Below are 14,683 nucleotides of genomic sequence, written 5' to 3' on the forward strand. Positions count from 1 at the left end.
GGAAGAGGTAAGAGAGTATGAGCACCGTAGAGCTCACCAAGGAAAACTTCGATCAGGTCGTGAGCGACAACGAATTCCTGCTGATCGACTTCTGGGCTTCCTGGTGTGGTCCGTGCAAGCAGTTCGCACCGGTCTACGACTCGGCGTCCGACCGCCACCCCGACCTGGTCTTCGCGAAGGTCGACACGGAGGCGCAGCAGGAGCTGGCGGCCGCCTTCGAGATCCAGTCCATCCCCACCCTGATGATCGTCCGCGACAATGTGGCGGTCTTCTCGCAGCCCGGGGCGCTCCCCGAGTCGGCGCTGGAGGATGTCATCGGCCAGGCCCGCAACCTGGACATGGACGAGGTGCGCAAGTCCGTCGAGGAACAGAAGCAGGCACAGCAGGAGCAGCAGTAGTCCCTGCGGACCTACGGCAGACGTGGTGAAGGCCCGGCCGGGGCGGCCGGGCCTTCGTCACGGGCGGCGCCGGTTCAGCTGTCCCTCCCGGCCTGCTCCGTGCCGGCCCCCGTCCCTGCTTGCTCCGTGCCGGCTTGCTCCGGGCCCGCTTCCTCACCGACTGCGTCCTCCGGGCCGGGAATGCGCTCGGCGATCCTGGCCGTGAGCCCGTAGTCCAGCTCCGCGCCGTCCACCAGCAGAGCTTCCACCGTGTGCGAGGCGGGGTCGATGTCCGCCTCCATGCCGTCCCCGGCGTAACGCGGATAGCCCGATGTGCCGGTCTCCCCGATGGCCGCCACCACCGCGGAGCGAATGGCGGTGCCGGGCGCGGGCGCCCCGGTCACGGGCTCCTCCGGTTCCGGGAACAGCAGGATCTCGTAGCTCTGCGGATGGCTCATGCCGTCGACGCTAGACATCGGCGGCCACCCGCGCATGTCGCAACGCCGCCCGTCCGGCCCGGTCAGCTGGATTCGCGTGTCACCACCGCGGCCCGCAGCAGGTCGTGGCGCTCAGGCGCTCCGCCGGGGTTCTGCACCAGGCGGTCGATCAGCCCGGCCGGTGACTGCTCGGCCGCCAGTTCCACGGTGACGCTGCTGAGCCGGGGCCGCAGGAGCCTGCCGAGCATCAGGTCGTCGGCGCCGATCACGGCCGTCTCGGCGGGTACGTCGACACCGGCGTCCTGGAGCGCTCTCATCAGCAGCATGGCGTATTCGTCGTTGTACGCGAACACGGCGTCCAGGCCGAGTGTCCGCCAGCGGGCGGCGAGGTCCTCGGCTGATTCCTCCTCGTACCGCAGGGGCAGTGGCTGGATGCGGGCGTCCGCGTCCGACTCCTCCACGGCGCGCACCGCTCCGGCGAGGCGTGGTTCGGCGGAGAGGGCCAGGTCCGTCTCCTGGGGCACGACCACCCCGATCCTGCGCCGTCCGCGTGCGAGCAGATGCCGGACCGCGCAGCCGCCCACCTCGCGCTGGTCCACGACGAGGGCGTGTGCGCCGTCCACCGGTTGCGGGCCCAGGGTGATCACGGCCTTGGCACCGGAGCGCGTGAGCACTCCTATGCCGTACGGAGTGAGGGCCATGTCCCCGGGCGACACGACGGCGACGGGGCGTAGTTCCGCCCAGGCCCGGGCCGCCTCGTCGGCGTCCAGGCCGACGCTGCCGTACTGCACGACGGTGTAGTCGAGGCGGCGCAGACCGGATTCGAGCCCGCTGAAGAACCGCTGGTACAGGGGGGCCGCGGAGGCCTGCGCGGCGGGCAGCAGCACCATTCTGGTGTGCCCGGCCCGAAGGCTGCGTGCCGCCGCGTGCGGGACGTAGCCGAGGCCGGCGGCGGCTTCCCTGACCCGGCGACGGGTGGGCTCGCTGATCCGCACGGTCGTGTTGTTGTTCAGTACGTAGGACACGGTGGCCCGGGAGACTCCTGCGAGCCGCGCCACATCGGCGCTGGTCGGTACGGAGATGTCCGCGGGCTGCTCGGATAACTGGCTCATGGCGTCCGGCAGTCTTCCAGACCCCTTTGTCCCGTCGTCGGGCCGGGGCACCGTAACGGCGGTGTCAGCTGCCGGTGACGACCGGCCGGATCCGGCGGCACGCCCTCATGGGATCGAGACCGCGCCCCGTTTCGCCGACCCGCTCCACGAACCGGGCCGGAAAGGTCCTACGGTGTTGCGATGACGTTCCAGCACACCAACCACAGCAGCGACAGCACGACCGACTTCCCCGGCCGCAGCGGCCCGGCCGCCACCACGGAGGCCGAACCGCGCGATGTGGGGCCCGTCCGTACCTCGTACACCCCTGACCGTGACGGTGATCCGGACCCAGGCGAGATCGTGTGGACCTGGGTGCCGTTCGAGGAGAACGACGGGCGCGGCAAGGACAGGCCGGTTCTCGTCGTGGCCCGGGAGGAGGAGGGCACCGTTCTCGCCGTCCAGCTGTCCAGCAAGCAGCACGACAGGGACCACGAGTGGGTCTCCCTGGGCGCGGGTCCCTGGGACAGCTCGGGACGGCCGTCCTGGGTGGACCTGGACCGGGTCCTGCGGGTACACGAGGACGGGATGCGGCGCGAGGCCTGTGAGCTGGACCGGGGCAGGTTCGACCTGGTCGTGGGGCGGCTGCGGGAGCGCTACGGCTGGAGCTGACTGCCGAACGCACGGGTGAAGGCCGCCCGGACGGCGGAGTCGGGATCGCGGTCCGGGACGCCGAAGACGATCTGCTCGAAGTGGCCGGAGAACCGCCCGCCGCCGGTGAGCAGGGCGCGGAAGGCGCCCGCCACGTCGGCCGGGTCGTTCATGAAGACGCCGCAGCCCCACGCGCCCAGCACCAGCCGTCGGTAGCCACGGACGGCGGCCACTTCGAGCACCCGTTCGGCGCGGCTCGCCAGGGCGGCGGGTATGCGGGGGACCAGGTCCGGGTCCCGGCTGCGGATGACTCCGGCGTTGGGTGCGGGCGAAGTGAGGAATCCGGCCGTGTACGGGGACTCCAGCAGCCTTCCCCGGTCGTCGCGGAAGACCGGCACGCCGGGTGAGTGGATGACCCGGTCGGTGTAGAACGCGCTGCGCTCGGCACGGTGGTGCGCGTAGAACTCGGGGACCCGCAGCAGTGTGGCGTGGAGTGCGGAACCCCGGCAGAGGGACTCCTCCTGGGCCTGTGCGCCGTTCAGATAGCCGCCGCCGGGATTGCGGGCGGAGGCGTAGTTCAGCACGGCCACCTTGGCCGCCGACTCACCCGCCATCCGGTGTGCCGCCTGAAGGCTCGTCTCGCCCGTCACCTCGACGACCGGGCTGCGGTCGGTGTCCAGGACGGCCACGTGGACGGGCTCGGGGCCGTACAGCCGGGTGCCGGAGAGTGCGACGGCCAGGGCACGCTCGATCGTCACCTCGCGCCCCTCGGGCGTGCGGTACCGGCCTGCCAGGACGATGGACTCGGTCTCGCGCGCGATGCCGCGCAGTCGTGCGCTCATGGGCGCGCCCCCGTGTGGTGCATACGGGGCATGCTGGACGCCTCAGCGGCATGGACGCAACCGGTTTTCCGTCGCCCAGGGGCACTCTTGTGCGAACTCCCGGTAAGGGTTTGGGTGGAACACAAGCACCCGAAAAGGAGGCCAGCAATGCCCCCGGACACTCTCGGCCAGCACGGCCCGCCCGTCGGCGCGGCGCCGCTCGGTGAGGAAGAAGCGGAGGACCTGCTCCGCGGCATATGTTTCAAGACGGGACCGCCCCGGACGGTAGGTGTGGAGCTGGAATGGCTCATTCACGACCGTGAACATCCCGAGGTCGCCGTCTCCCACGACCGCCTCCGCGCCGCGGCCGACGCGGTGCGCGCGACCCCGCTGGACGCCGCCCTGACCTTCGAGCCAGGAGGTCAGCTGGAGCTCAGCTCGCAGCCGGCCGGCTCCCTGATGGCGTGTATCGACGCCACGGGCGCCGATCTGGCGTCCGTACGTGACACCCTCGGCCGGACCGGGCTGACCCTGTCCGGGCTGGGCGTGGACCCGTGGCATCCGCCGCGCCGTCTGCTCCGGGAGCCACGTTACGACGCCATGGAAGCCGCTCTCGACCGGTCGGGTTCCGACGGCCGCGCCATGATGTGCACCTCCGCGTCCGTCCAGGTCTGCCTGGACGCCGGTGAGGAGGAGCCGGGGCCGCTGGGCTACGGACGGCGCTGGCAGCTCGGGCATCTCCTGGGCGCGGTGCTGGTCGCCGCCTTCGCCAACTCGCCCTTACGACAGGGCCGGCGCACCGGCTGGCGGTCGTCCCGCCAGGCGCTGTGGGCCGGGCTCGATCCGGCCAGGACGCTCGCTCCGCAGAGCCGTCTCGCACCCCGGGACGCCTGGGCCGCCCATGTGCTCGCCACGCCGGTGATGTGCGTCCGGAGCGACGACGGACCCTGGGCCGTACCCCACGGCCTGACGTTCCGTGACTGGATCCGTGGCGGTGGGCCGAGGCCGCCGGTGCGGGCCGATCTCGACTATCACCTCACGACGCTGTTCCCGCCGGTGCGCCCGCGCGGACATCTGGAACTGCGCATGATCGACGCCCAGTCGGGCCCCGACGGCTGGCTGGTGCCGCTGGCCGTGACCACCGCGATGTTCGACGACCCGGAGGCAGCCGAAACCGTGTACCGCACCGTCAAACCCCTGGCCGAGACGGCGGGCCCGGCGCCCGCGCCCCGCAATCCGCTCTGGGAGGCTGCCGCCCGTGACGGGCTGGGCGATCCGGAGCTGGCGGCGGCCGCAGCGGCCTGCTTCACGGCCGCGATGGAGGCGCTGCCGAGGATCGGAGCCAGTGACCACGTCATCGGGACCGTCGCCGCCTTCCACGACCGCTACGTGGCCCGGGGCCGATCTCCGGCCGACGATCTCATCGACCCGACACGGGCTCCGTACGGAAAGGGCTTGGCCCGATGACTGACACCTCTGCTCCGCACACAGGCCAGGAACCCGACGCGGAGACGCTGCGCGAGCGTGCCCTGGCCGCACTCCTCACCGCCCGCGAGCGCACCGCCCTCCTCACCGACAGCGTCGACGACCACGAGCTCATCGCACAGCACTCTCCCCTGATGTCACCCCTGGTCTGGGACCTGGCGCACATCGGGAACCAGGAGGAGCTGTGGCTGTTGCGCGCCGTGGGCGGCCGCGAGGCCATGCGCCCCGAGATCGACGGGCTGTACGACGCCTTCGAGCACTCCCGGGCCAGCCGCCCCTCGCTGCCCCTGCTGGCACCCGCGGAGGCACGCACCTACGCCGCCGACGTGCGCGGCAGGGCCCTGGACATCCTCGGCGGCGCGCCGCTGCACGGCGATGGACGTCCGCTGGAGCGGGCGGGGTTCGCGTTCGGCATGGTCGCCCAGCACGAGCAGCAGCACGACGAGACGATGCTGATCACCCATCAGCTGCGCTCGGGACCGGCGGTGCTCGGTGCTCCGGAGCCTCCGGATTCCACCGACACCGTCACGCTGCCCGCCGAAGTCCTGGTCCCCGGAGGCCCTTTCACCATGGGGACCTCCACCGAGCCCTGGGCCCTGGACAACGAGCGGCCGGCCCACCGGCGGGAGGTGGCGGCGTTCCACATCGACACCGCCCCGGTAACCTGCGGGGCGTACCAGCGCTTCATCGAGGACGGCGGCTATACCGAGGAACGCTGGTGGGCGCCCGAGGGCTGGGCGATGGTCCGCGAGCACGACCTGACCGCGCCTCTGTTCTGGCACAGGGACGCGGGCCAGTGGCTGCGGCGGCGCTTCGCGGTGACCGAGCCCGTGCGGGCGGACGAGCCGGTGCTCCATGTCAGCTGGTACGAGGCGGACGCGTACGCCCGCTGGGCGGGCCGGCGTCTGCCGACCGAGCCCGAGTGGGAGAAGGCCGCCCGTCACGATCCCGCCTCCGGACGTTCGCTGCGTTACCCCTGGGGCGACGAGGAACCGACACCCGAACGGGCCAATCTGGGCCAGCGCCATCTGCGGCCCGCCGCCGCCGGCGCGTACGCGGCCGGCCGGTCCCCGGCGGGAGCCGGCCAGCTGATCGGCGACGTGTGGGAGTGGACGTCGAGCGACTTCCTCCCCTATCCCGGCTTCGCTGCGTTTCCGTACCGCGAGTACTCGGAGGTGTTCTTCGGACCCGGGCACAAGGTGCTGCGCGGTGGTTCGTTCGCCGTGGACGCGGTGGCCTGCCGCGGCACGTTCCGCAACTGGGACCTTCCCGTCCGGCGCCAGATCTTCTCCGGCTTCCGCACTGCGAGGGATGCCTGATGTGCCGTCATATCGCGTATCTCGGGCCCCCGGTGGCACTGGGAGAGGTGCTCGTCTCCCCCGCTCACGGGCTCGTGCGCCAGTCCTGGGAGCCCCGGCGCCAGCAGAACGGCACGGTCAACGCCGACGGGTTCGGCATCGGCTGGTACGCGGAGGGGGACCCCGTGCCCGGCCGGTACCGCCGCACCGGGCCTGTCTGGGGCGACGAGACCTTCGCCGATCTGGCCCGCGTGGTGCGCAGCACGGCGCTGCTCGCCGCGGTCCGTGACGCGACGTTCGCCGGGGCGGACGGGGAGGCCGCGGCGGCTCCCTTCGCCGATGGACGTCTGCTGTTCAGCCACAACGGTGCGGTGCGGGGCTGGCCCGGCTCCCTGGCAGGGCTCGCCGGGGGCCTGCCGCCGGAGAGGCTGCTCGCCCTCGCGGCGCGGAGCGACTCGGCGCTGATCTGGGCGCTGGTGCTGCACCGGGCCGCGCAGGGTGACGAGATAGCCCAGGCCGTCGCCGACACGGTCCGTGATGTCGGCGCGGCCGCCCCCGGTTCACGCCTCAATCTCCTGCTCACCGACGGTTCCACGATCGTGGCGACCACCTGGGGTGACTCCCTCTGGTACCTCCACGAGCCGGGCCGCCGCACGGTGGTGGCCTCTGAGCCCTACGACGACGATCCGTACTGGCGCGAGGTCCCGGACCGCACTCTGCTGACCGCGACGCGCACCGATGTCCTGCTGACCCCGCTCAAGGAGCCCACCGCGTGAGTCCCTATCTGCTGACCCGCACCCTGCCTGCGGACGCGACGGACGCGGCGCTGCGCGCCGATGTGCTGAGCGGTCTGACGCGGCACCCGAAGACGCTGCCGCCCAAATGGTTCTACGACGCGCGCGGCAGTGACCTGTTCGAGGAGATCACCCGGCTGGACGAGTACTACCCGACCCGTGCCGAGCGGGAGATCCTCATCGCCCGTGCCGGGGACATCGCCGCGGCGTCCGGGGCGCGGACCCTGATCGAGCTGGGGTCGGGCTCCTCGGAGAAGACGAAGCACCTGCTGGACGCGATGCCGGCGCTGCACACCTATGTGCCGGTCGATGTCAGTGAGAGCGCGCTCACGGGCGCGGCCGAGCCACTGCTGGCCGAACGTCCGGGGCTCTCCGTGCACGCGCTCGTAGCCGACTTCACGCAGGCCCTGGAGCTGCCGGAGAGCCCCGGCCCCCGGCTGGTGGTCTTCCTCGGCGGGACGCTGGGCAATCTCCTTCCGGAGGAGCGCGCGGAGTTCCTGCGTTCCCTGCGGGCGCGGCTCGCCCCCGGGGACGGACTGCTGCTCGGTACGGACCTGGTCAAGGACGAGGCGACCCTCGTCGCGGCGTACGACGACGCGGCCGGGGTGACGGCCGAGTTCAACAAGAACGTGCTGGCCGTGGTGAACCGTGAGCTGGGGGCGGACTTCCCGCCCGACGACTTCACCCATGTGGCCCTCTGGGACCCGGACAACGAGTGGATCGAGATGCGGCTGCGCGCCCGCCGGGCCCTGACGGTCAAGGTCCGGGAGCTGGATCTGGTGGTGCAGTTCGAGGAGGGCGAGGAACTGCGCACGGAGATCTCCGCGAAGTTCCGTGAGGACAGGGTGCGGGACGAGCTGGCCGTGGCGGGTCTGCGGCTGGATCAGTGGTGGACGGATACGGCGGGCAGGTTCGCGCTGTCGCTGGCGACCGCGGACTGAGCCGCCCTCGCCAGTGAACGCCGGTCGGGCCGCTCGTCCGTGCGGACCGGCGGCAGGACCCGGATCTCGGCGGTGAGCCCCGCGGCGGTCACCACGCGCCACAGTGAGGCGGCGAGCGGGTCTTCACCGACGAACGCGGCGGCTCCCGCCGCGTTCGTCGTCGCCGTCCGGTAGCTGATGCGGACCGGGCGGACGGCGGCGCCGGCGTCGATCGCCGCCTGGAAGGCGGCGGGCCGGAACCGGCCGCCGCCGCTCCGGCCGCACCACGTGCTGCCCTGCGGGAACACCGCGACCCGTGACCCGGAGGCCAGAGCCCCGGCGAGGGCCCGCACCGCGTGCGGCAGCGCCCGAAGCCGGTCCCGCTCGATGAACAGGGTGCCGCCGAGCGCGGCGAGCGGGCCGAGCAGCGGCCAGTCCCTTATCTCGCTCTTGGCGACCATCCGGGCGGGGAGCACGGCCGCCACGAGCGGGATGTCCAGCCACGAGACGTGATTGGCGACCACGAGCTCGCCCGCCGGTGGCCGGGCCCGTTCCACCGGACGGCCGGTGACCCGTATGCGTACGCCGAAGGCCCGCACCACGGCGTACGCCCACCGGCGGACCAGCCGGTCGCGGAGCGACGGTCCCAGGAGCAGCACCGCGGGCACGCAGAGCACCCCGAAGAAGGTGAGGGCGCACCCGGCGAGCAGGAGGGCCACGGCCTGTGGTGGCGGCCGCCTGGCACCCTCGTGGTGCGCGCAGTCGCGTGGGGTGCAGGGAGCGACGGGCAGCCAGGCACTCATCGCAGCGGTGCCAGCGAGAGGAAGTGGCGCAGGTAGCGCGGGTCCGTACGGTGCATCGGGAGCAGGACGTAGAGGTCCGCGACATCGAAGTCCGGGTCGTGGGCGGGCGCTCCGCACACCCAGGCGCCGAGACGCAGGTAGCCGCGCAGCAGCGGAGGCAGTCCGGCGCGCCCGCCGGCGCCGCCACCGGGGTGGCCCGTGGTGTCCCAGAGGCGGTGTGGGGTGACCCAGTACTCCTCGGGAGCGAGGTGGTGGGTCCGTACGGTGTCCCAGCTCCTGGCGGCGAGTGCTCCTCCGTCGCTCAGGGGTACGGAGCAGCAGCCGGCCAGCCAGGTGTGGCCGGTGCGCTCCATGTAGCGGGCGAGTCCGGCCCAGATCAGGGCGATGACGGCGCCGTCGCGGTGGGCGGGGTGGACGCAGGACCTCCCCACCTCGACGAGGTCGTCGAGGATCGGGGCGAGGCGCGCGAGGTCGAACTCGCGCTCCGCGTAGAGGCCGCCTGCGAGCCTGGCCCCCTCGGGTGGCAGCAGCCGGTAGGTGGCGACCACCTCTCCGGTGGCCACCTCACGCACCAGCAGGTGGTCGCAGTACGCGTCGAAGGCGTCACTGTCCAGGCCGGGTTCGGCGCTGTCGAGCCGGGCGCCGAGCTCTCCGGCGAACACGAGGTGCCGCAGGCGCTGGGCGGCCCGTACGTCGTCCTGGCAGGTGGCCAGGGAGACCCGGTATCCCGAGGGAGCACCGGTCGCGGCCGGCCGGGGCGCGGGCACAACGGCGGGGGTGGAGGAGGCGAGGGGAGCGGAGGTGGAAGTGAGGAGCGGCAGCACGGTCATGGCGGTCTCCGGGGGACGGATCAGCGGGGCGGCCGGCGGCTGCCGCAAGAGTGCGACGGCCCGGCCCCTCTCACTTCTTCCGTGACCGGCTGGATTCGACATGACCGCTGTGGAGCGAGGGGATGTGCGACGGCTGAATCCCCGGGGCACCCGGCGGACGGCCCCTCCCGCGCCGGTCAGCCGGTGATCAGCTTGGACGTGATGCGGTCGGACGCCTTCTTCGCCTCTTCCGCCGGATCGCCGCCCTCCAGCACCGCCGTCATGTACGGCTTGATCGGGTTGTCCGCCTCGACGGCGGGCCAGTGGGGCGAATTGGGGGTGGCGCGGCCCTCGGTGGCGCCCTCCGCCATCGCGGAGGTCCCCTCCTCGCCCTCGACGACTCTCGCGAGGGCGGGCTTGTTCGGCACGTAGCTCATGGTCCGGGCGAGTTCCGTCTGCCACTTCTCCCCCGCGAGGGCCTTGACGACCTCGATGCCCTCGCTCCGCTGGTCGGCGTTCTCGGGCACGATCAGGTCGGACCCCCCGGTGAAGACGGACCCCGGCCTCTTCGCACTCTTGCCCGGGATGGGGAAGTAGCCGAGCTTTCCCCTGAGTTCGGGGTTCCCCTGCTCGATGAGTGCGGCGCTGCCGGGCACGGAGATGATCTGGGCGACATCGCCCTCGGCGAACACATCGGTCTCCGGGGGCGACTGCTCGTCGGCGTCCTCGGGTCCGCCGCCGAGCGCCTGAAGTGTCCTGTAGAAGTCCATTCCGCGCAGCGCGGCGGGCGAGTCGAGTGCGCCCTCCCAGTCACCGCCGCTGTCGTCGGCCAGCTCCCCGCCCTCGTCCCAGATGAACCCGGCGAGTACGTACCAGTTCTGGCCGGCGAGGTAGATGCCCTGCCGGCCGGAGGTGTTCAGCCGCTCGCTGATGTCCACCCACTGTTCACGGGTCCTGGGGAGTTCGGTGATCCCCGCCTGCGCGAAGATGTCCTTGTTGTAGATCACGACACGGTTGGCCGCGTACCAGGGGATTCCGTACTGTCCGCCGTTGACCTTGCCCGGTTCGGCGAGGCCGGGAAGCCAGTCCTCCCCGCCCAGTTCACGCATGGATTCCAGTGTGAGATCGCGCAGTTCACCGCTCTCCGCGTACTGAGCGACCTGGGTGTTGCCGACCTCGATGACGTCCGGTGCGTCGTCGCCCTCGAGCGCCTTCATGACCTTGGGGCCGATACCGCCCCACTCCTGAAGGATGAACTCCAGTTCGACCGAGGGGTGCTCGTCCTCGTACGACTCCTTGAAGCGGTCCAGGAAGCCCTGGGACGTGCTTCCCTTCATCAGCCACACCGTCACCGTGCTGCTGCCGGCGCCCGCACCGGGAAGGTAGCCGCAGCCGCTCAGCGCGACGGAGGAAACGAGCGCGACGGCTCCGGCCAGTATGCGGATCTTCACGGGGGTCACCTTCTGCGAAACGGCACGACGAATGACAGGACCCGGGTGGGGGACTGCGGGCGGCGCTCGCACGGGTGTATGGACCGGAGTTTGGTATGGACCAATGGGCAGGTCAAGCCCTGACCGGCTGTGGGTCGCCGGGCGGATACCTCGCGCTCCACCCCGGAGTGAGGCACCGTGGAACCACGAAAGGAGACATTAGATGTCTAATCACACCTACCGGGTAACCGAGATCGTGGGAACCTCCGAGGAGAGCCTTGACGCGGCGATCCGGAACGGCGTCGCGAGAGCCGCCGAAACGTTGCACAATCTCGACTGGTTCGAGATGACGCAGGTCCGGGGCCATATCGAGGACGGCCGGATCGCCCACTACCAGGTGGGGCTCAAGGTCGGCTTCCGGCTCGACGAAGACGCCTGACCGGGTACGGGGAGCCGCCGGCTTGCGGGCGGGCGTCCCCCGGGGCAATTTCCCGGCGGCTCCTGGACCTCAGCGCCCCAGCGCCTTGCGCAGCTGGTCCTTGGTCATCGAGGAGCGGCCCTCGACGTTGCGCTTCTTGGCCTCCTCGTACAGCTGGTCCTTCGTCGGCCCCTGCGCTCCGCTGTGGGAGCGCTGTCCACCGCGCGAGGAGGCGGACTTGGGGTCTCTGAGGGACGTCCGGCTCGCGGTGCCGGACTCCCCCGAGCGGGCGCGCTCCTTGTTGACCGTCCGCGCCGCGATCTCCTTGGCGCGCTTCGTGGATGTGCCGCGCTCCTCGGCACCGTCCTTGATGTGCTCGTACTGACGTTCACGCTTCGAGCTGGATCCTGCGGGCATGGCACCTCTCCTCGCTTCCGGACGACGGAGGTGACCCGCCGCACCCCCTACCCCACACCGTCGTGTCCACGCCTGCCGGGCGAGAGGTCCGAACGGGGCACGGCGCCGGCCCACGCCCCTGGCGGAGCGTGGCGGTTCGAGATGCAGACGGGGCCGGGCGCTGCTTCGCTGGTGGGGTCCGCTCCCCCACAGATCCAGGAGTGATCATGAGCGTTGCAGGTGAGTCCGGCGGCCGTGCCCAGCAGCTGCGTGCCAAGTCGCAGGAACTGAACGAGGCCGCGGAACGCGCCACCGATCCGGAGCAGCGCCAGCGGCTCCAGGACAAGGCCCGTCGCCTGCGCGAGCAGAGCGAGCAGGAGAGCTCCATGACGGACCGTGGCATGGACCCGATGGTGTAGGTCCGGCGCCCCGCGCTGCCGGTGGTCCTTCCGCGTGCGGGAGGATCACCGGCAGAAGCATGCCCACCCCACCGATCCCCCACGGAGCCGTGCCGCCGATGTCGACCCCTCATGATCCGTACGTCCGGGTACGCGGCGCGCGTGAGCACAACCTCCGCGACGTGGACGTCGACATTCCGCGCGACACCCTGGTGGTCTTCACCGGCGTCTCGGGCTCGGGGAAGTCCTCCCTGGCGTTCGGCACTGTCTACGCGGAGGCCCAGCGCCGGTATTTCGAGTCGGTCGCCCCCTACGCCCGCAGGCTGATCCATCAGGTCGGGGCACCCGACGTCGGCGAGATCACCGGTCTGCCGCCGGCCGTGTCCCTGGAACAGCGCCGGTCGGCGCCCGGGTCGCGCTCCTCCGTCGGGACGGTCACCACGCTGTCCAACTCCCTGCGCATGCTCTTCTCGCGCGCCGGTGACTACCCGCAGGGTGCCGAACGGCTCGACTCCGACTCCTTCTCCCCGAACACAGCGGCCGGGGCGTGCCCCGGCTGCCACGGCCTGGGGCGCACTCACCGCACCACGGAGGAACTGCTCGTCCCCGACCCGTCGTTGTCGATCCGCGACGGCGCGATCGCGGCCTGGCCGGGAGCCTGGCAGGGCAAGAACCTGCGCGATGTGCTGGACGCTCTCGGGTACGACATCGATCGGCCGTGGCGGGAGCTGGAGCCGGCGGACCGCGAATGGATCCTGTTCACCGACGAGCAGCCGGTGGTGACGGTCCATCCGGTGCGCGACGCGGGCCGCATCCATCGCCCTTACCAGGGTACGTACATGAGCGCGCGCCGCTATGTGATGCACACGTTCGCGGACTCCAGGAGCCGGACGCTGCGGACGAAGGCGGAGCGCTTCCTGACGAGCGCGCCCTGTCCGGTGTGCGGGGGCAGCCGGCTGCGGCCCGAGGCCATGGCCGTCACGTTCGCCGGCCGTACGATCGCCGACTTCGTCGCGCTCCCTCTCACCGCCCTCACCGAGGTACTGCTGGAGGCGGGCGGCGGCAGTGACACGGCACGGGTGCTGACGGCCGACCTGCTGGCCAGGATCGGACCCGTCACCGAGCTGGGTCTCGGCTATCTCAGCCTCGACCGTACGGCCCCGACCCTGTCGTCGGGCGAACTGCAGCGGCTGAGACTCGCCACCCAGCTGCGGTCGGGGCTGTTCGGCGTCGTCTACGTGCTGGACGAGCCGTCGGCAGGCCTCCACCCCGCCGACACGGAGGCGCTGCTCGGCGTGCTCGGCAGGCTCAAGGACGCGGGGAACTCGGTGTTCGTGGTGGAACACCAGATGGATGTGGTGCGACAGGCCGACTGGCTGGTGGATGTCGGGCCGCTCGCGGGCGAGCACGGAGGCCTGGTCCTGCACAGCGGTCCGCCGGCCGACCTCGCCGGGGTGGCCGGATCCGCGACCCGGCGCTTCCTCTTCGACGAGGGCCCGGCTCCGGTGCGCGAGCCACGCACCCCCACCGGCTGGATCACGCTGCGCGGGGTGGACCTGCACAACGTGCGCGATGTCGACGCCGCGTTCCCGCTCGGCGTGCTGACAGCGGTCACCGGAGTGTCCGGGTCGGGCAAGTCGACCCTCGTCGGCCAGGTCCTGGCGGGGGTGCTCGCCGACCGGCGGCCGACGGAGACGGCGGAGGACACCGTGGCGCCGGTGGTACGGGGCTGCGCGTCGGCGGAGGGACTGGACGCGGTGGACCGGCTCGTACAGGTGGACCAGCGGCCCATCGGCCGTACGCCCCGGTCCAACCTCGCCACGTACACAGGGCTGTTCGACGTCGTACGGAAGCTGTTCGCGGACACCGAGACGGCACGCGCCCGGAAGTACCCGGCCGGCCGGTTCTCGTTCAATGTGGCGGGCGGGCGGTGCGCGACCTGTCAGGGCGAGGGATTCGTCTCCGTCGAGCTGCTCTTCCTGCCCAGTACGTACGCCCCGTGCCCGGACTGTCACGGGGCGCGCTACAACCCGCGGACGCTGGAGGTGACTCTGCGCGGGCTCACGATCGCCGAGGTGCTGGACCTGACGGTGGAGGCGGCGGCCGGGTTCCTCGCCGGGACGCCGGCGGCCGAGCGCAGTCTGCGGGCCCTGCTGGACGTGGGGCTCGGCTATCTGCGTCTGGGCCAGCCCGCCACGGAACTGTCGGGCGGTGAGGCCCAGCGGATCAAGCTCGCCACGGAGCTCCAGCGTGCCCGGCGGGGGCACACGCTCTATCTGCTGGACGAGCCGACGACGGGGCTGCACCCGGCCGATGTGGAGGTGCTGATGCGGCAGTTGCACGGACTCGTGGACGCCGGCAGCACGGTGGTGGTCGTGGAGCACGACATGGCGGTGGTGGCCGGTGCGGACCGGGTGATCGACCTGGGGCCCGGCGGCGGCGACCGGGGTGGCCGGATCGTCGCCACCGGCACGCCCCGGGAGGTCGCCCGCGCGACGGGGAGCCGGACCGCCGCGTACCTGGCGAAGGCGCTGAGAGCGGACTGACTCCCCGCCGCC

Annotated in this window: 16 protein-coding genes; 9 read left to right on the forward strand and 7 right to left on the reverse strand. The window is 71.8% G+C overall.

What is annotated here, in order from left to right:
• Positions 1–17 precede the first annotated feature (17 nt).
• Positions 18–398, forward strand: coding sequence for a thioredoxin (gene trxA / locus ACIREO_RS07100; protein WP_404106215.1), 381 nt, complete (start codon positions 18–20; stop codon positions 396–398).
• A gap of 74 nt (positions 399–472) precedes the next feature.
• Here the strand turns inward: trxA and ACIREO_RS07105 are convergent, their stop codons facing one another.
• Both ACIREO_RS07105 and ACIREO_RS07110 read right to left on the reverse strand, forming a co-directional pair.
• The gene (locus ACIREO_RS07105; RefSeq protein WP_404106218.1) at positions 473–835 is read right to left on the reverse strand and encodes a hypothetical protein; all 363 of its coding nucleotides are present in this window, start codon (positions 833–835) and stop codon (positions 473–475) included.
• Between the two features lie 62 nt (positions 836–897).
• Positions 898–1,926, reverse strand: a complete 1,029-nt coding sequence (locus ACIREO_RS07110) for a LacI family DNA-binding transcriptional regulator (protein WP_404106221.1) — start codon at positions 1,924–1,926, stop codon at positions 898–900.
• Between the two features lie 180 nt (positions 1,927–2,106).
• On the opposite strand from ACIREO_RS07110, the gene ACIREO_RS07115 reads away from it, so the two are divergent.
• Positions 2,107–2,574 (forward strand): type II toxin-antitoxin system PemK/MazF family toxin, encoded by a 468-nt coding sequence (locus ACIREO_RS07115; protein ID WP_404106224.1) that lies wholly within the window; start codon positions 2,107–2,109, stop codon positions 2,572–2,574.
• On the opposite strand, the gene ACIREO_RS07120 is transcribed toward ACIREO_RS07115, so the two are convergent.
• Complete coding sequence (locus tag ACIREO_RS07120; protein WP_404106226.1) at positions 2,559–3,395, reverse strand: TIGR02452 family protein; 837 nt, start codon at positions 3,393–3,395, stop codon at positions 2,559–2,561. The two genes, ACIREO_RS07115 and ACIREO_RS07120, sit on opposite strands and share 16 nt — an antisense overlap.
• Before the next feature lie 147 nt (positions 3,396–3,542).
• On the opposite strand from ACIREO_RS07120, the gene egtA reads away from it, so the two are divergent.
• From egtA to egtD, 4 genes are read left to right on the forward strand one after another with little or no spacing between them, the layout of a single operon-like run.
• Complete coding sequence (gene egtA / locus ACIREO_RS07125) at positions 3,543–4,841, forward strand: ergothioneine biosynthesis glutamate--cysteine ligase EgtA (RefSeq protein WP_404106227.1); 1,299 nt, start codon at positions 3,543–3,545, stop codon at positions 4,839–4,841.
• Positions 4,838–6,178 (forward strand): ergothioneine biosynthesis protein EgtB, encoded by a 1,341-nt coding sequence (gene egtB / locus ACIREO_RS07130; RefSeq protein WP_404106229.1) that lies wholly within the window; start codon positions 4,838–4,840, stop codon positions 6,176–6,178. The genes egtA and egtB overlap by 4 nt, the downstream gene beginning before the upstream one ends.
• Entirely contained in the window at positions 6,178–6,933 is a 756-nt protein-coding gene (egtC, locus tag ACIREO_RS07135) for an ergothioneine biosynthesis protein EgtC (protein ID WP_404106231.1), read from the forward strand. The genes egtB and egtC overlap by 1 nt, the downstream gene beginning before the upstream one ends.
• On the forward strand, positions 6,930–7,892 hold the full coding sequence (gene egtD, locus ACIREO_RS07140; protein WP_404106233.1) for an L-histidine N(alpha)-methyltransferase: 963 nt from the start codon (positions 6,930–6,932) through the stop codon (positions 7,890–7,892). The genes egtC and egtD overlap by 4 nt, the downstream gene beginning before the upstream one ends.
• On the opposite strand, the gene ACIREO_RS07145 is transcribed toward egtD, so the two are convergent.
• From ACIREO_RS07145 to ACIREO_RS07155, 3 genes are all read right to left on the reverse strand, one after another.
• Positions 7,835–8,674, reverse strand: coding sequence for a lysophospholipid acyltransferase family protein (locus ACIREO_RS07145; RefSeq protein ID WP_404106235.1), 840 nt, complete (start codon positions 8,672–8,674; stop codon positions 7,835–7,837). The genes egtD and ACIREO_RS07145 overlap by 58 nt on opposite strands.
• On the reverse strand, positions 8,671–9,504 hold the full coding sequence (locus tag ACIREO_RS07150) for a GNAT family N-acetyltransferase (RefSeq protein ID WP_404106237.1): 834 nt from the start codon (positions 9,502–9,504) through the stop codon (positions 8,671–8,673). Before ACIREO_RS07150 ends, ACIREO_RS07145 begins: the two co-directional genes overlap by 4 nt.
• 176 nt (positions 9,505–9,680) lie before the next feature.
• On the reverse strand, positions 9,681–10,934 hold the full coding sequence (locus ACIREO_RS07155; protein ID WP_404106239.1) for an extracellular solute-binding protein: 1,254 nt from the start codon (positions 10,932–10,934) through the stop codon (positions 9,681–9,683).
• A gap of 202 nt (positions 10,935–11,136) precedes the next feature.
• Here ACIREO_RS07155 and ACIREO_RS07160 point away from each other — a divergent pair, with 202 nt between their 5' ends.
• The gene (locus tag ACIREO_RS07160; RefSeq protein ID WP_404106241.1) at positions 11,137–11,352 is read left to right on the forward strand and encodes a dodecin; all 216 of its coding nucleotides are present in this window, start codon (positions 11,137–11,139) and stop codon (positions 11,350–11,352) included.
• Between the two features lie 69 nt (positions 11,353–11,421).
• Here ACIREO_RS07160 and ACIREO_RS07165 read toward each other — a convergent pair whose 3' ends face one another.
• Positions 11,422–11,748 carry a plasmid stabilization protein gene (locus ACIREO_RS07165; protein ID WP_404106243.1) on the reverse strand — a complete coding sequence of 109 codons (327 nt, stop codon included), beginning with the start codon at positions 11,746–11,748 and terminating at the stop codon, positions 11,422–11,424.
• A 206-nt stretch (positions 11,749–11,954) separates the two neighbouring features.
• Between ACIREO_RS07165 and ACIREO_RS07170 the strand changes: the two genes are divergently transcribed.
• Positions 11,955–12,146: a DUF6381 family protein gene (locus tag ACIREO_RS07170; protein ID WP_404106245.1), complete on the forward strand. Its 192-nt coding sequence runs from the start codon at positions 11,955–11,957 to the stop codon at positions 12,144–12,146.
• Positions 12,147–12,244: 98 nt separating this feature from the next.
• On the forward strand, positions 12,245–14,671 hold the full coding sequence (locus tag ACIREO_RS07175) for an ABC transporter (RefSeq protein WP_404106247.1): 2,427 nt from the start codon (positions 12,245–12,247) through the stop codon (positions 14,669–14,671).
• The last annotated feature ends 12 nt before the right edge of the window (positions 14,672–14,683 follow it).

Source organism: Streptomyces sp. NPDC102441, assembly GCF_044765585.1.
Lineage (GTDB): Bacteria > Actinomycetota > Actinomycetes > Streptomycetales > Streptomycetaceae > Streptomyces.

Bases quoted from the DNA above. Each gene is read 5' to 3' on its own strand.
- trxA (WP_404106215.1), top strand. From the start codon at position 18: ATGAGCACCGTAGAGCTCACCAAGGAAAACTTCGATCAGGTCGTGAGC.
- ACIREO_RS07105 (WP_404106218.1), bottom strand. From the start codon at position 835: ATGAGCCATCCGCAGAGCTACGAGATCCTGCTGTTCCCGGAACCGGAG.
- ACIREO_RS07110 (WP_404106221.1), bottom strand. From the start codon at position 1,926: ATGAGCCAGTTATCCGAGCAGCCCGCGGACATCTCCGTACCGACCAGC.
- ACIREO_RS07115 (WP_404106224.1), top strand. From the start codon at position 2,107: ATGACGTTCCAGCACACCAACCACAGCAGCGACAGCACGACCGACTTC.
- ACIREO_RS07120 (WP_404106226.1), bottom strand. From the start codon at position 3,395: ATGAGCGCACGACTGCGCGGCATCGCGCGCGAGACCGAGTCCATCGTC.
- egtA (WP_404106227.1), top strand. From the start codon at position 3,543: ATGCCCCCGGACACTCTCGGCCAGCACGGCCCGCCCGTCGGCGCGGCG.
- egtB (WP_404106229.1), top strand. From the start codon at position 4,838: ATGACTGACACCTCTGCTCCGCACACAGGCCAGGAACCCGACGCGGAG.
- egtC (WP_404106231.1), top strand. From the start codon at position 6,178: ATGTGCCGTCATATCGCGTATCTCGGGCCCCCGGTGGCACTGGGAGAG.
- ACIREO_RS07145 (WP_404106235.1), bottom strand. From the start codon at position 8,674: ATGAGTGCCTGGCTGCCCGTCGCTCCCTGCACCCCACGCGACTGCGCG.
- ACIREO_RS07150 (WP_404106237.1), bottom strand. From the start codon at position 9,504: ATGACCGTGCTGCCGCTCCTCACTTCCACCTCCGCTCCCCTCGCCTCC.
- ACIREO_RS07160 (WP_404106241.1), top strand. From the start codon at position 11,137: ATGTCTAATCACACCTACCGGGTAACCGAGATCGTGGGAACCTCCGAG.
- ACIREO_RS07165 (WP_404106243.1), bottom strand. From the start codon at position 11,748: ATGCCCGCAGGATCCAGCTCGAAGCGTGAACGTCAGTACGAGCACATC.
- ACIREO_RS07170 (WP_404106245.1), top strand. From the start codon at position 11,955: ATGAGCGTTGCAGGTGAGTCCGGCGGCCGTGCCCAGCAGCTGCGTGCC.
- ACIREO_RS07175 (WP_404106247.1), top strand. From the start codon at position 12,245: ATGTCGACCCCTCATGATCCGTACGTCCGGGTACGCGGCGCGCGTGAG.